The 13,956-nt window shown below is 64.8% G+C and carries 17 protein-coding genes and 2 pseudogenes; 6 read left to right on the top strand and 13 right to left on the bottom strand.

Translation table 11 applies throughout. The features are described from left to right. Positions 1–23: 23 nt before the first annotated feature. Positions 24–1,268 (bottom strand): FAD-dependent monooxygenase, encoded by a 1,245-nt coding sequence (locus tag ACQPW1_RS18665; protein ID WP_433663952.1) that lies wholly within the window; start codon positions 1,266–1,268, stop codon positions 24–26. Between the two features lie 125 nt (positions 1,269–1,393). Continuing rightward, a complete protein-coding gene (locus ACQPW1_RS18660; RefSeq protein WP_433663951.1) occupies positions 1,394–2,290 on the bottom strand; it encodes an NAD(P)H-binding protein in 897 nt (298 codons plus the stop codon). A 67-nt stretch (positions 2,291–2,357) separates the two neighbouring features. On the opposite strand from ACQPW1_RS18660, the gene ACQPW1_RS18655 reads away from it, so the two are divergent. After that, positions 2,358–3,167 (top strand): LysR family transcriptional regulator, encoded by an 810-nt coding sequence (locus ACQPW1_RS18655; RefSeq protein ID WP_433663950.1) that lies wholly within the window; start codon positions 2,358–2,360, stop codon positions 3,165–3,167. A gap of 192 nt (positions 3,168–3,359) precedes the next feature. Continuing rightward, positions 3,360–5,111 carry an FAD-dependent oxidoreductase gene (locus ACQPW1_RS18650; protein ID WP_433663949.1) on the top strand — a complete coding sequence of 584 codons (1,752 nt, stop codon included), beginning with the start codon at positions 3,360–3,362 and terminating at the stop codon, positions 5,109–5,111. Between the two features lie 222 nt (positions 5,112–5,333). Here ACQPW1_RS18650 and ACQPW1_RS18645 read toward each other — a convergent pair whose 3' ends face one another. After that, positions 5,334–6,437 carry an IS630 family transposase gene (locus tag ACQPW1_RS18645; RefSeq protein ID WP_433663948.1) on the bottom strand — a complete coding sequence of 368 codons (1,104 nt, stop codon included), beginning with the start codon at positions 6,435–6,437 and terminating at the stop codon, positions 5,334–5,336. 68 nt (positions 6,438–6,505) lie between these two features. On the opposite strand from ACQPW1_RS18645, the gene ACQPW1_RS18640 reads away from it, so the two are divergent. Next, positions 6,506–6,673 (top strand): hypothetical protein, encoded by a 168-nt coding sequence (locus tag ACQPW1_RS18640; protein ID WP_433663947.1) that lies wholly within the window; start codon positions 6,506–6,508, stop codon positions 6,671–6,673. Positions 6,674–6,736: 63 nt separating this feature from the next. Here ACQPW1_RS18640 and ACQPW1_RS18635 read toward each other — a convergent pair. From ACQPW1_RS18635 to ACQPW1_RS18625, 3 genes and pseudogenes are all read right to left on the bottom strand, one after another. After that, positions 6,737–7,266: pseudogene (locus ACQPW1_RS18635) on the bottom strand (nucleotidyl transferase AbiEii/AbiGii toxin family protein). After that, a complete protein-coding gene (locus tag ACQPW1_RS18630) occupies positions 7,263–7,469 on the bottom strand; it encodes a hypothetical protein (RefSeq protein ID WP_433663946.1) in 207 nt (68 codons plus the stop codon). Before ACQPW1_RS18630 ends, ACQPW1_RS18635 begins: the two are co-directional and overlap by 4 nt. Before the next feature lie 115 nt (positions 7,470–7,584). Next, positions 7,585–8,205 (bottom strand): GNAT family N-acetyltransferase, encoded by a 621-nt coding sequence (locus ACQPW1_RS18625; protein WP_433663945.1) that lies wholly within the window; start codon positions 8,203–8,205, stop codon positions 7,585–7,587. 323 nt (positions 8,206–8,528) lie between these two features. On the opposite strand from ACQPW1_RS18625, the gene ACQPW1_RS18620 reads away from it, so the two are divergent. After that, positions 8,529–8,993, top strand: a complete 465-nt coding sequence (locus ACQPW1_RS18620) for a DoxX family protein (protein ID WP_433663944.1) — start codon at positions 8,529–8,531, stop codon at positions 8,991–8,993. 1 nt (position 8,994) lies between these two features. On the opposite strand, the gene ACQPW1_RS18615 is transcribed toward ACQPW1_RS18620, so the two are convergent. Then, positions 8,995–10,056 (bottom strand): threonine aldolase family protein, encoded by a 1,062-nt coding sequence (locus tag ACQPW1_RS18615; protein ID WP_433665280.1) that lies wholly within the window; start codon positions 10,054–10,056, stop codon positions 8,995–8,997. A 134-nt stretch (positions 10,057–10,190) separates the two neighbouring features. Here ACQPW1_RS18615 and ACQPW1_RS18610 point away from each other — a divergent pair, with 134 nt between their 5' ends. Then, positions 10,191–10,526, top strand: coding sequence for a histone-like nucleoid-structuring protein Lsr2 (locus ACQPW1_RS18610; protein ID WP_433663942.1), 336 nt, complete (start codon positions 10,191–10,193; stop codon positions 10,524–10,526). Positions 10,527–10,596: 70 nt separating this feature from the next. On the opposite strand, the gene ACQPW1_RS18605 is transcribed toward ACQPW1_RS18610, so the two are convergent. The 4 genes from ACQPW1_RS18605 to ACQPW1_RS18590 form a co-directional block, all read right to left on the bottom strand. Next, a complete protein-coding gene (locus ACQPW1_RS18605) occupies positions 10,597–10,929 on the bottom strand; it encodes a hypothetical protein (RefSeq protein WP_433663940.1) in 333 nt (110 codons plus the stop codon). Between the two features lie 259 nt (positions 10,930–11,188). Then, positions 11,189–11,428: a hypothetical protein gene (locus tag ACQPW1_RS18600; RefSeq protein WP_433663939.1), complete on the bottom strand. Its 240-nt coding sequence runs from the start codon at positions 11,426–11,428 to the stop codon at positions 11,189–11,191. A 22-nt stretch (positions 11,429–11,450) separates the two neighbouring features. Then, positions 11,451–11,618, bottom strand: coding sequence for a hypothetical protein (locus ACQPW1_RS18595; RefSeq protein WP_433663938.1), 168 nt, complete (start codon positions 11,616–11,618; stop codon positions 11,451–11,453). Positions 11,619–11,963: 345 nt separating this feature from the next. Further along, the gene (locus ACQPW1_RS18590) at positions 11,964–12,125 is read right to left on the bottom strand and encodes a LuxR C-terminal-related transcriptional regulator (protein WP_433663937.1); all 162 of its coding nucleotides are present in this window, start codon (positions 12,123–12,125) and stop codon (positions 11,964–11,966) included. Between the two features lie 53 nt (positions 12,126–12,178). Here ACQPW1_RS18590 and ACQPW1_RS18585 point away from each other — a divergent pair. Continuing rightward, positions 12,179–13,007: pseudogene (locus ACQPW1_RS18585) on the top strand (LLM class F420-dependent oxidoreductase). Between the two features lie 12 nt (positions 13,008–13,019). Here ACQPW1_RS18585 and ACQPW1_RS18580 read toward each other — a convergent pair. Then, entirely contained in the window at positions 13,020–13,343 is a 324-nt protein-coding gene (locus ACQPW1_RS18580; protein WP_433665279.1) for a GyrI-like domain-containing protein, read from the bottom strand. Positions 13,344–13,375: 32 nt separating this feature from the next. After that, positions 13,376–13,894: a helix-turn-helix domain-containing protein gene (locus tag ACQPW1_RS18575; RefSeq protein ID WP_433663936.1), complete on the bottom strand. Its 519-nt coding sequence runs from the start codon at positions 13,892–13,894 to the stop codon at positions 13,376–13,378. Between the last annotated feature and the right edge of the window lie 62 nt (positions 13,895–13,956).

Genomic DNA, 13,956 nt, shown 5'->3' with positions numbered 1-13,956 from the left:
GCCGTCAGTTCCCGGCGGGCGGATCAGACGGTGGCGGCACTCGCATAGTCCGGCAACGGATACTCGCTCTTTGCGCCGATCAGACGAGTAACCAAGGCCCGCAACGGATGCAGCGGTCGCGACACCAACACCCCCATGAGGGTGAGCATGAACGCGACCCCACGACGAGTTTCAGGGTGACGCAGCCGCACCGACCCCTCGGTACCCTTCTGCACCTCGGCCACCAGCGGCCGCAGCAGTTCCTCATAACGGTCGAACGAGCGCCCGAGATCGTCTGGCGTTGCGGCGATTTCACCGGCAAGGAGATACGCGCCGATCAGGGCCAGTGCGGTGCCCATCCCGGTCATCGGCGATCCGCAGTAGGCAGCGTCGCCGAGCAGCACGACCCGGCCCTGCGACCAGCTCGGCATCCGGACTCGGGACACCTCGTCGAAGTAGAAGTCGGGCGCCTCGGCCATGGTGTCCAGAATCTCCGGAACCACCCAGCCGTATCCGGCCAGTGCGTCGCGAATCAGCCGCTGCTGCCCCACGATATCCCCGCGCAGTCCGTCGTCGGCGGGAATGCGAGTGGAGATGATCGCCATCGAGGCCGCCGGGTCCGGATCGGGCCGCACCGCGACCACGCTACCCGGCACGGGATACACACCGACCCAACCGGTTTCGAGCTTCGTCCGCGGTGGCGTGGGGATGGTGAAGAATGCGATGTAGGCACCGAGGTACTCGGTGAACTGCTCGTGCGGACCGAATACCTGCGCCCGCATGGCCGAATGCAGTCCGTCCGCACCGATCACGAGATCGAAGCTGTCCGTGGTACCAGAGGCGAAGCGCACCCGCACCGCTTCGGCGTCCTGGTTCAGGTCCTCCACCCAGTCGCCGTAGCGGTAGTCGAGTACACCGGATTCTGCTGAGAGCGTTGCGATTTCGTCGAGCAGCACCTGATTGAGGTCGCCACGGGTGATCTCGATTTCGGCGACGAACCCCTCGCCACCGAACATCTCGGCTGGCATGCGGGCCCGCTGCCGACCGCGCTCATCGATGAATACCATTCCGCGCTCATCGAGTTGACGACGCCGGATGCCCGGCATCAGCCCCATGCGTTCGGCCACCTTGCGACTGGGCCCGCGCAGGTCGACAGCTTGGCCGCCGGGCCGCGGCGCGGATGCGCGTTCGACGACGGTGGTGTCGATGCCCGCACGAAGCAACTGCAACGCGACCGCGTTACCCGCAATACCGCCGCCGCAGACCAGCACACGAATCGATCGAGCCATGGTGAACCCCTCCCACACGACGCCTCAATCAGGCCAGTGTTTCAGCGATCACCACGGCGGAACAACCCGATATTCATCACATCATTCGACCAGCGTGCGGAGTACGGGCGACGGATCAGCCGCGCTCACGATTGAACCGCCGGCTCGAGGACTTCTGCACACCACGCACGGAAGGATGTCGGGCTCGCAGTCTCCGCAGTGCGCGGCACACCGACGTCGAGTCCGTCGTCCTTGGCGCACATCATGTCGATGAGCCCCTGCGCGTGTGCGTCCCCCACGCCGTATCGGGTCAGTGCGGCACGGAAATCATCGACCGACTGCCGCTCATAACGCACCGGACGACCGAGCACCTCGGACATGATGCGGGCCATGTCGTCGGCCGAAAGATCCTCGGGGCCAAGCACAGGCACCTCACCCGTCCCCGTCCACGAGCGGTCGAGCAACAGACCGGCGGCGGCCGCGGCGATATCCCGAGTCGCGACCATCGGCGCTTTCCGTTCGGCGGCAACGATATCGGTGAACACACCATCGTCACGAATCGAAACCACCTGCCGCAGCAAGTTATCCATGAACGACGGGTTCGCGAGCGCCCGGTAGGCCGCGCCCGTACCGGCGATCAGGTCGTCCATGGCCAGCGACGCAGTCACGTGCCCCGCGCGGCCCGCGACGGGAGTGCCGCGGCCGAGCGCCGAGACGCCCACAACGTGCCCGACCCCGTTGGCCGTGAACGCCTTCGCAGCGGCCCGGGTGAATTCGGAAAACACCGAATCCAGGCTCGCGGCCTGCGAGTTCGGCGGGATCAACCAGAAGACGGCGGCCGCGCCCGCGAAGGCCCGGTCGACGACCTCGGCGTCACCGTGCGAACCGATGACGACGTCGACGCGGGCGCGAACCGCCTCGGGGAGCTTCCCGGGATCGCGCACAATGACCCGCAGTTCCTCATTGCGAGTTGAGTTTTCGTCGAGCAGCAGCTCCAGTAGACGGCTGCCGATATTACTGGTGGGAGCGGTGATCACGATCATGCTTCGAGTCTCGGCGCGCCCACCCCACCCGTCCAATACCCTTTCCAGCAATTGATACCTTGAAGGTATGGATCTCGATCTACGCAAGCTCCGCTACTTCGTCACGGTGGCCGAGCAGCGACACTTCGGCCGGGCGGCGGAGCAGCTCTACATCGCCCAGCCGGTGCTCAGCCGTCAGATCAAGGCCTTCGAACAGGAGTTGGACTGCACCCTGCTCGTGCGGACCACCCGCAGCGTGGAACTGACCGCCGCCGGACAGCAGCTCTATGAGGAGGCACGGAGCATCCTCGCGACGATCGACGCCGCAGTCCGGCGCGTGCACGACGCCGATCGCGACGTCCAACGGCTCGTTGTCGCCTTCTCCCCGGGTCTGTATGTGTCCGAGGCAATCCGCGCATTCACCGCGCGCCACCCCGACGTCGAGACCGACGTCGTCCCGGCGCGCTGGTGGGAGCCGGACGCACCGCTCCGCGACGGCCGCGCCCAGGTCGGATACCTGCGACAACCATTCGACGAATCAGGACTGCGCATCATCCCGATCGGCCATGAACCCAGAGTCGCCTGCATGCCCGCGGCACACCCGCTCGCATCCCGCCACGAACTCACCACCGCCGACCTCGACAACGACCAGCGGCTCGACACACCAACCAGACGGACGTCCTCGCTGGAAGAGAAGTTCGAACTCATCGCCGCCGGACACGGCATCGCGCTCCTCCCCCTGAGCGTCGCGCGTTCCTACGCCCGCCCCGACCTCGTCCACCTCCCCGTGACCGACGCACCAGGGGCGGAGACGTGCCTGGCCGTCCCCGCGGACCGACACGAGCCCTTGCTACGCGACTTCCTGGACATCGCCACCACCACACTTCGACGCACCTGAGCGAGCACCGACTGGGCATGCGACCAGACCGGCGAATCTGAAAACACGTCTGCCCCAGCTGAATCCACCCTCGACGAATCGCCCGTACCACCGGCCGGTCAGTCGAGTTCCCCGGTGCACTCCGTGACTTCCGGTACCGTCGGCCGCCGTTGTGGCGAAGTGGGCTTCGCCCTCGTTCCGGGAGGTGCGGGAATGTCAGACAGCAGAGTTTCCCGGCGCCGCCTGCTGAGCACCACGCTGGCCGCAGGTGCCGTTGCCTCCGGTGCGATCGCGACGACGGCGTGTGCGCCGGGCGCGACCAAGGACCGCGGCCACAGCGAGTTGCTTGCCCGGCAGCTGTTGGGGGTCGACGAGAACGGCACCGATCTCACCCTCGCCTATTTGAAGATCCTCATCGATACCGGCCTGCCCGCCACGGACAAGCCCAAGAAGATCGTTGTTGTCGGCGCAGGTCCGGCGGGGTTGAGCGCCGCGAACCTGCTCGCCGAAGCCGGACATCAGGTAACGGTGTTGGAGGCCAACGGAAATCGCACGGGCGGGCGAGTCAAGACATTCCGCGGCATCTTCACTGATCCCGCCCTCTACGCCGAGGCCGGAGCGATGCGTTTGTCCAGCGTGCAGCCGATGGTGCTGGCGCTCGCGGACAAGCTCGGCGTGCCGCGCAGACCGTTCTACAACACCGACGTGCTCGCGGAAACTCGCACACCACCCACTCCGCCGGTGTTCTACCGCTCGTTCACCGGCGAGGAATGGTCCAACGGGCCCAAGCTGCGATACGTGCCGCCGCCTGCGGCCGGACGCAGCCTGATCAAAGTCAACGGAACGACCGCCACCCGTGGCGAATACGCCGCGAACCCCGGTGCGCTACACGCGGGCTTCGGCTGCGAACTGACAACATCCAGCAGCGCGGCCCTCGATACCGCACTGCGCAAAGTCGCAGCACTGCACAACCAACCGATCGAGCGGCAGGTCGAGGCCTGGGCAGAGTTGCTGTCCACTTACGAAAACCATTCCCTGCGTGGCTATCTCATGGAGCAGGGCTGGCCGAAGAAACGTATCGAGGCCATCGGCACACTCGAGAATCTGACCGCCCGACTGCGCCACAGCGTGGTCTTCCCGCTCGTCGACCACACCCTGATCCCGTCCGATGCCACCTACTGGGAGTTGGCGGGCGGCATGGCATCGCTCACCGACGCGCTGGCCGGTCGACTCGGACCGGCCATCCTGATGGGTAAGCGAATGACCCGGCTGGAACAGACCGACCACGGGGTGCGGATCTGGACCACCGGCGAGACCGGTGACGAAGGCTCCGACGGTCAGCCGACCGGTCCGGCCGAGTCGTTCGACGCCGACTACGCGATCGTCGCCATCCCGCTCACCGCGGCCCGGTTCTGCACCTTCGACCCGCCACTGTCCTACGACAAGCGGCGGGCCATCATCGAACTGCACCACGACGCGGCCACAAAGGTATTGCTAGAGTTCCGCAGTCGCTTCTGGGAGCAGGGGCCGACCGGATTCCGCGGCGGCCGCTGCGTCACCGACGCCCCGAACCGATCCATCCATTTCCCCTCGCACGTCGCGGACTCCGACGGCGGCGTGGTACTCGCCTCCTACACCTTTTCCGACGACGCGATGCGCTGGGATTCCCTCACCGAGGGCGAACGCATCCACTTCGCCCTGGCCGGAATGCGCGAACTGTTCGGCGCGCGAGTCGATACCGAATTCACCGGTGTCGGAATCACCCAGAGCTGGGTGCGCGCCAGATACGCCCTCGGCGAAGCAGCCATCCCCACTCCCGGCCAGCTGCACGACCACCACATCGCTACCCGATCGGTCGAAGGCCGGACCCATTTCGCCGGCGATCACACCAGCCTCAATACCGCGTGGATCGAGGGCGCCCTGGAAAGCGGCGTCCGCGCCGCGGTCGAGGTACATCGCCGCTGATCAGGTAGCCCGTTCCGGAAACATCGAGTATCCGGTACTCGTGCCGCACGTCAGAGATCGGTGGACGCTGGCACCTGCCCGAAGCCGATCAACTGGAGGTGCCCGTCATGGCCGCTTTATGGATTCGCACGCACCGGATGGTGCTGCCCAACACATTCGGAAACATCAACGACTTGAAGGCCAGTATCGTCCCGGTCCTAGTGTCTCGTGATTCTGATGGCGTTACTTCCCGTTGTTGTCGACGAGCTTCTTGATGTTGGTTTGAGCGAGTCGGACCTTGGCGAGGATCTCGTCGGTGGTCGCGGTCCATTCGAAGGGCTTCGGGTCGGTGTTCCAGTGAGTGATGTAGTCACGGATCTGTGTGACAAGGACTTTCACCGAACTGAAGGTGCCACGGCGGATCGACTGGCGGGTGATAATGCCGAACCAGATTTCGATCTGGTTGATCCACGACGATCCGACCGGGGTGAAGTGGAACTCCACGCGCGGGTGGGCCTCGAGCCACTTCACCACCTCGGGTGTGGCGTGGGTGGACAGGTTGTCGAGCACGATGTGGATGTCCTTGCCACGGTGTGGCTTGACGGCCTTGTCGAGGAACGCCACGAAGTCGGCGCCGTTGCGGGTCGGTTTGCATTCGCCGTAGACGCGCCCGGTGCCGATATCGAGGGCGGCGAACAGGTTCGTGGTGCCATGGCGCACGTAGTCGTGGGTGCGTTTCTCGGTCACCCCGAAGCAGATCGGCAACACCGGCTGAGTCCGATCCAACGCCTGGACCTGCGTCTTCTCATCGATACTGAGCACCACCGCGCCACCGGGCGGATCGAGGTAGAGCCCGACGATGTCGGCGAGCTTGTCGGCGAAGGCCGGATCGCGACTGAGTGTGAACGTGCCGTGGCGGTGAGGCTTCAATCCGGTGTCGCGCCAGAGTTTGGCCACATAATGCCACGACACCGACACGCCCTCGGTACGCGCGATGAACTTCACCATCTCCCGGCTCGACCACTGCGACAACCCGGCCGGCGGACTGGTACGCGTCGCCGCGAGAATCCGGGCGCGAATCCGCGCGGGCACCTGCTCGCGCCCGGCCCCACGCTTGTGATCAAGCAGCCCGGCGATACCGTCGGCCTCGTACCGGGCCAGCCACGCATCGACCGTCGGCCGCGACACCCCGGCCAGCGCCGCGATCTCGGTCTTGCGCCGATTCTCCGCGCGCCACAACACGATCCGCGCCCGAGTACCCACTGACGCAGCCACATCCGGGCTGTTCACCAGTCCCCGCAACGCCGCTACCTGATCCGCCGTCAACTCCACTCCGACAGTAAACACGACACTGAATCATCCTGTAAGACAATGAGAATCACGAGACACTAGTACAGAACGCATTCGACCACGTCGTGAACACCGAAGGCGAGGTAGCCGGAAACCGAGGCACTATTCGCCTCTCCGTGGTGTACCTGCCCATCGCCGGACGCGAGTTCTATCAGCAGATCATCGCCGCAGGAGACAAAGCCGACGTCACGTTGGCCGTGGTCGAGGACATCCAGCGCCAGATATCTATTTAGCGGGCGCTCAAATTACTCGACGAGAAGCCGGCGTGCCGCAGCCCAGCCATGCATGAACAGATTCTAAGTCGATGTCAGTTCGTGCAGCGCCGCGCGCAGATCACGGTCGCGGTTGAAGCCGCGCTCGGTAATCAAATCGATAGCTTCCTCTGCTTGGTTGACATCGTCTGAAGTTGCGGCCCCGAGGAGGCCATGAAGATCAGCGAGATCCTGCGGACGAGAAACATCGTCACGCGCCAACAGCTTGAGTGCGATGAGGTGCCCAGTGGTCGCGACTGGAAGGGTCAGCCCAGCCACGATCTCCAAGTTCTCGGCGGCCTGCACTATCTCGGGCTCAATCCCTGAACTTGCGAACAAGATGTCGACTAAGACCGCTCCACTGAGGCATAGAGGCCGTACCCCTCACCGATCAGCAGACGGACCAACTCCTCGGCTCCCCGGTCGTCCGCAACCGCTACGGCCATATCGATGTCATGAGTGAATCGCGGTGCCGACCGTGCAGATACTGCGAATCCGCCCACAAGAGCCCAGCCGTAGCCGTAGCGACTGAGGTCCGACGCTGCGCGGCGGAGTGCGGCTTCGAGCTGATTCATGCGAACCGGGTGGACGGACGCCCGAAGGCATCGCCGAGAGGTGCACCTGGGCGGGAGAGGAGCCAATCCTGAACGGCTGCTTCTACCTCTGCCTCGGTAGCCTCTGGTCGTGTTCTCCGGATGCGAGCACGTTGCATTCGCACACCGAAGTCATACATCTCGAAAGCGAGACGCAGACGCTGACCTGGCGATTCTTCCGGCACAAGGTCAGCCTACCGCTTTTGACCGTTCAGCCCGCGGCCAGCGCGCGGTAGGTTAGAACTCTCCGAGACGGTCACTAATCGGGAGGCGTCTACAGCCTGTGTCGACGCTGCTGGCTCAGATATCCACTGAGTTCGGCTCTGACCCGTCGCGCAGAAGCGCCCGGGCGCTGCCGGTTACACCTTGGCCGCGCCATTCGTCTGCCAGCATCGCGTAGATCACGCTGTCGCTCCACTCGTTCTTGAACCACATGTTCTGTAGGTGGACTGCTTCGCGGCGCATGCCTAGGCGTTCCAGGACGCGGGCGGAGGGGTGGTTGCGGCCGTCGATTTCGGCCTTGATGCGGTGCAGTGACAGTCCTTCGAAGCCCAAACGAAGCAGCGCGGTGGCTGCCTCGGTGGCGTAGCCGTGGCCTGCGGCGTCGGGTGAGAACACGTATCCTATTTCGCCGGTGCGGTTTTCGGCGCTGCGCCAGAACAGGACGACGTCGCCGAGCAATCGGCCGGACGCCCGGTCCTCGACGCACAGATTGAGTCCCTGACCTACCTCGGTCAGCTCAGTCCTGGCCCACAGCCCCTTGATTCGCTCGGCCACATCCTCGCGCGACATCGGTTCGTACGGCAGATAGCGGCACACGTCCGGTTGCGACTTGTAGGCATACATGTCGTCGAGGTCCGCGATGGTCGCGGGGCGAAGCAAGAGTCGCTCCGTGGTGATCGGATAGTCCGGCTGCAACACAATTTCCGACTATAGCGTCCGGCAGGCAAGGCGGTTCCCGGCTCGCCTCTGCCCCAGTTCAGTTGCGCTTCAACGAGATCGAGTGGGCGATAGACCGCACCGGTGTCAACAGACCTGCCGCCCACCGCGAGCTACGCACCGACCGCCCCGCATCAGGCATTTCGGCATGCCAGATACTGGCAACCCAACTGGGGACCGCATCGCGACGCGTAGTCGCCGTCACCAGTTGCTGAACAATTCACCGCTGCGGATCGTAGTCACTGATACGGGTGGCGCTTCGATCATCCGATTTCTGCGGATTCGAGGTTTGTGTCATGCATCTGATGTCTTCCGAAGCGAATGCCGGCCCGGCGCCGGGCGGTCGCGGTGCGGTTGTTCTTGGTCTGTTTCGTATTCTCGTCGGGCTCTCCTTCACCATCCACGGGCTGTCCGGGCTGTTCGCCTGGCCGGTGGCACCGCATGGTGGTCATGTCGCGGCCATCGGCAGCTGGCCGAGCTGGTGGGCCTCGGTGATCCAGCTTGTCGCGGGCGGGCTCGTCACGCTCGGCATCGGCACCCGGATCGCCGCGTTGCTCTGCTCGGGATCGATGGCCTACGCGTTCCTGTTCGTGCACCTCAAGACCGGCGTATTGCCGATCCAGAATGGTGGCGAGGGCGCCGTCTTGTTCTGCTGGTCGTTCTTCCTCGTCGCCATTCTCGGCCCCGGCGCGTTCGCGGTGGATGCCCTGCTGCCGAGCCGCGCATTGCGGCGCACGACCCCAGCAGACGTGGCACCCACCCGCGGATAGTTCAGGCCCGGCTCATCTCGTCGGCGATCGCCTCGGCGAAACCGTCGATATCGTCCTCGGTGGTGTCGAAGGCACACATCCAGCGGACCTCGCCGGTGTGCTCGTCCCACACATAGAAGCGATAACGCTTTTGCAGCCGCTCGGTCACCTGCCTAGGCAGAATCGCGAACACCGCGTTGGCTTGCACCGGACGCACCAGCCGCACACCATCGATGCCACCGACCGCCGCTTCCAGGCGCTCGGCCATGGCGTTGGCGTGTGCGGCACTGCGCAGCCAGAGGTCGCCGCCGAGCAACGCCTCGAACTGCACCGAGACGAAACGCATCTTCGAGGCCAGCTGCATCGACATCTTGCGCAGGTAAACGATGTCGCGGACCGCGTCCGGATCGAGCACCACGACGCACTCACCAAGCAGCAGACCATTTTTGGTGCCGCCGAACGACAGTACGTCGACCCCCGCATCCGTGGTGAAATCGCGCAGCGGCACACCCAGCGAGGCAGCCGCGTTGGCCAGCCGGGAACCGTCGACATGCACCAGCATGCCGCGCTCGTGCGCGTGCTCGCAGATCGCGCGGATTTCCTCGGGGGTGTAAACGGTGCCGAGTTCGGTGCTCTGCGTGATCGACACGGCCAACGGCTGGGCGCGATGTTCGTCGCCCCAGCCGTAGGCTTGACGATCGACCAAATCGGGAGTCAATTTGCCGTCGGGGGTCGCGACGGTGTGAATCTTGATCCCGGCCAGCTTCTCCGGCGCTCCGCACTCGTCCATGTTGATATGCGCGGAGTCGGCCGCGATCACCGCGCCCCAGCGCGGCAGCAGTGCCTGCAACGCAACGACATTTGCGCCGGTGCCGTTGAAGACCGGATAAGCGGTAGCACGCTCGCCGAAGTGCTGGACGAAGACGTCCCGGAGGTGGGCGGTGTAATCGTCGCCGCCGTAGGCGGTCTGGTGACCACCGTTGGCCAGCGCCAGCGCGGCAAGTACCTCGGGGTGCACCCCGGCGTTGTTGTCACTGGCGAAGCCGCGCACGGCGGGATCGTGCCTACGGACGGCGTCGGTCATCGGGCTGTCGGCCACAGATCAGGTTCCAATCCAGTTCGGTTGTTCGAAGTCGGATACCGCGAATTCCACGCGTTGTTCCGACGGTCTACGATTGTCGCTTCTACACATTCGAGCATCTACGAAGGGGAAACTCCATGGCACGCAAGGTCGTTGTGACACTGGTCGACGACTATGACGGCAAGTCTCAGGCCGAAGAAACAGTGCACTTCACCTTGGATGGCGTGGCCTACGAGATGGATCTGTCGGCACTGAACGCTAAGCAACTCCGCGGCATTTTCGCGGAGTGGACCGCGACCGCCCGCAAGGTCGGACGCGCGCCGCGCGGCACGAGCAGCCGCACGCAGCCGGTGGCTGGGCGGGAGCAGACCGGTGTCATCCGTGAATGGGCACGCCAGAAGGGTATTGATGTATCGAGCCGCGGGCGGATTTCGGCCGAGGTGGTGGACGCCTACAAGAAGGCGAGCATGTAAGTCCACTCGAAACGCCGAGTCGGGCTCGGCCGTGCAGACTTCGATCTGCCCTGCCGAGCCCGCGGCTTTCTCATCTCAGCCGACCGTTCATCGTTCGGGTGATTCGCCGGATTCGTTCGCGCGCAAGCAATTCGGTCATTTCGGTGAGCGAGTCGGCCAGCAGCGGGTGTAGTTCGGCGCGGGCTTGTGCGACCGCGGCCTGGATCACATTCGGCGACACCGTCGGGAATTCTCCGCCCAGCCGTTGGGCAGTCACCCGGCTGGCGGTCATCGACTTCACCCACTGCCACACCAGATCCGGTGCTAGCTTGCCTGATCCGCTACCGGGACTGGGCGCTGCGGTAATCGGCCGGTATTCCGAAAGATTTCGCGCCGAGCGCAAGTCGGACATATCGCTACTCATCGTGCATTACTCCAAAGACGGCACCCGTACGCAGCGAGCCTCGCTTCGGGACCCGTAGAAAGTAGTTGAACTCTACACCGGATACACAGCGGGTACAGACCAATCCACGTATTTGCCCACGGAAACCGAAGCGCGGCAACCAGTATCAGACCTCGTGTACGGAAACTGAAGTTCCCACTGGTCACAGTTGGCGAAACAGCCAGGGACGATGAGCCCAGCACACTCGAACTGGACAGTTGCCCGACACTACATTTGTGATCTACGTAGTGCCACCTCGACGGTCGGATCTGAGGAACATCACGGAGTTCTTCCCGAACCGATCGTGCAGCGAGGCCAACGTCGGCGAGTCCGCGGCGTCCACGTGCCGCGGCGACTTACTCAACAGCTGCTGGGATGCGTCCAGGACCCAGAAATACCCTTTCGAACAGGCGATAAGGATCTGGTCACCGGAGGCGAACAGGCTGAGGTCGCCCTCGTCCTCGGTGTGCTTCATAACCATGTCGGCCACTCTCTCCGGTCGGTCACTCGAACGCTTCTGGGTACTTCTTCTTCGCTTCATCCAGGACGTTCGGCGATGCCCCGCTGATGACCGCCTTGAGCGCGGTCTCCGCCTTCGCGACCTTCTCGTCGGCCTTCTCCTCGACCCGTTCGGCCTTCTCCTTGCCCCTGGACGCCGAACCAATACCCAAAGGTTGTGGTCAACAACGGAAGGACAACAAGCAGAATGTCTTTGGCCCGTCCGTACGGATCGACGAGGATGTTCCCCTGCGGGTCCTTGGTCGGTCCGGCGTCCACCCGGCCGAAGGCGACGTAGAGCCATCACACGGCGACGGCCAAGATCGCGATCGTGAAAAACCCTCGCCAATAGGTGTTGAACGTTTCCATCGCGACTCCTTGCGTAGAGCTCCGTCCCCTACCTTTGGATACGCAATTATGTGATCTGCGTTACTTCTCGGCCATGGTGTGGATGATGACAGCCAGGCCAATCCCCCGCGTCGGGTGCGCCGAGACGGCATGGGGAGGCCGCGGGCAATTCACAATGCGAGTTCGGCGGCGATGGCGGCGTTCGGGAGTCCCGCGGCTACGAAGGTTAGGACGTCGAATTCTCTGGCGGTCAGTTCCGGGAACGGGCGGGTGTGGTGGGTGGTGCCGGACAGCATGGTTCGGACCGCTGACCGAACCTCGGCACTTGCCACGTCATCTGCGCCCGCACGGAATATCCGGCATTAGGTCGGCGGTTGGTCAGCACATGCAGATCGGTATCAATACCTTCGTTACCGACGAGGGAATCAGCGGTCCGAAGCTCGGCCTGGCACTGGAAGAGCGGGGGTTCGAGTCGCTACTGCTGGCCGAACATTCGCACATTCCCGCGAGCCGGGAGACGCCCTACCCGGGCGGCGGCGACCTGCCCCGGATGTACTACCGGGTGGAGGATCCATTCGTCACGCTCGCCGCCGTCGCGGCCGTCACCGAGACGTTGATCCTCGGCACCGGCGTCACCCTGCTGATCCAGCGCGACGTCATCCACACCGCCAAGCAGGCCGCGACGATCGACCGAATCTCGAACGGCCGCTTGCTCTTCGGTGTCGGCGCGGGCTGGAATCGCGAAGAGATGGCCAATCACGGCACCGACCCGCGAACCCGCGGCGCGAAACTCGACGAGCAACTCGAGGCCATCCGTGAGATCTGGACCAAGGACCTCGCCGAATACCACGGCAAATTCATCGATTTCGACCCGATGTACGCCTGGCCCAAGCCCGTGCAGCAGCCGCTGCCGCCGATCTTCATCGGTGGCGGAGCGGCCGCCGCACAGCGCGCGATCCGGCACGGCGTCGGTTGGATCCCCCTCGCCCTGCCGGACCCCGGCCGCGATACCGGCTCAACTGGCCCTGCTCGAGGGACACGACCTGCCGATCTCGGTGGTAGGCGCCGGGCCCGACCCGGCCGTCCTCGAGGCCTACGCCGAAGCCGGGGTGGAGCGAGTCACGCTCTCCCTCCCGACCATCCCCGAATCGGAGACCCTGCACAAACTCGACGAATTCGCGAAGGTCGCCGATAGCTACCTGTCTGCGCGGTAACGGCCGCGCTCGTTACGCGGATTCGACGGGCAACCACAGCTCGCAGGTCGCGGTGCTGAAGTCGTCCGCGCGGTCGAGCACCGCGACGATCGCCGGGCCCGGCCGCAGCCGCCACGGGTTGGCCGGAAACCACGCGGTCGCGGTCGCGGCCCAGGTCGTCTGCAGGGTCTGCGGATAGGGTCCGGCCGTGTGGAAGACCGCCCACACGCCGGTCGGCACCTCGATGGCGTCGAGGTCGTCGGCGACCGACGTGTCCTGGGCGACCGCGACCCCGTGCAGGTAGGTCAGTTCGCTGCCCTCGGTGCCGTCCGGATCGAGGTCGTCGCAGACTTGCAGCAGGCCCGCGGGCTCGGTGTCCCCGAGGGCCTTCAGCCGCAGATGCTCCTCCTGCGGCAGCGCTGTGATGTGATGTGCTGCTGGATGTGCGGGTTGATGCCCTGGTGGATGAGCGGAACCCGGGCCGCGTGTCCGATGAGCCGGAACGCGGGGCGGTCGATGATGCGGGTATCCATGGGGTTGCTCCCTTCGACAGTCAGGCGGAACCTGAGTTGCGGTTGTGTGCGAAGGGGGCCGCCGTCGCGGCGCACGTCACTCGGACCAACGCCGTGCACGGCCCGGAACGCCCGGCCGAAGGCTTCGGTCGAGCCGTAACCGTGCCGGACGGCAATGCTCAGCAGATCGTCCGCGCCCCGGACCACGTCCGCGGCGGCGACGGTCATCCGACGCCTGCGCACATACTCCGACAGCGGCATACCGGCCAACGACGAAAACATCCGCCGCAGATGGTATTCGGTGGTGCCGAGCTGCTTTGCCAACCCATTGACGTCGAGCTCCTCGGTGAGGTGCTCCTCGACCAGGTCGACGAGCCGGTTGAGTGCCGAGATCATCTGGCCTCCCTTCGACGTCAACTCTGTCCGAATCGTCCCGGCCGGGCCCGACCGCTGCGGAC

It is taken from the genome of Nocardia sp. CA-128927, assembly GCF_050955855.1.
Classification (GTDB): Bacteria; Actinomycetota; Actinomycetes; order Mycobacteriales; family Mycobacteriaceae; genus Nocardia.
Note: the sequence above shows the minus strand (reverse complement) of the source record. Positions and strands in the feature narration are given on the sequence as shown.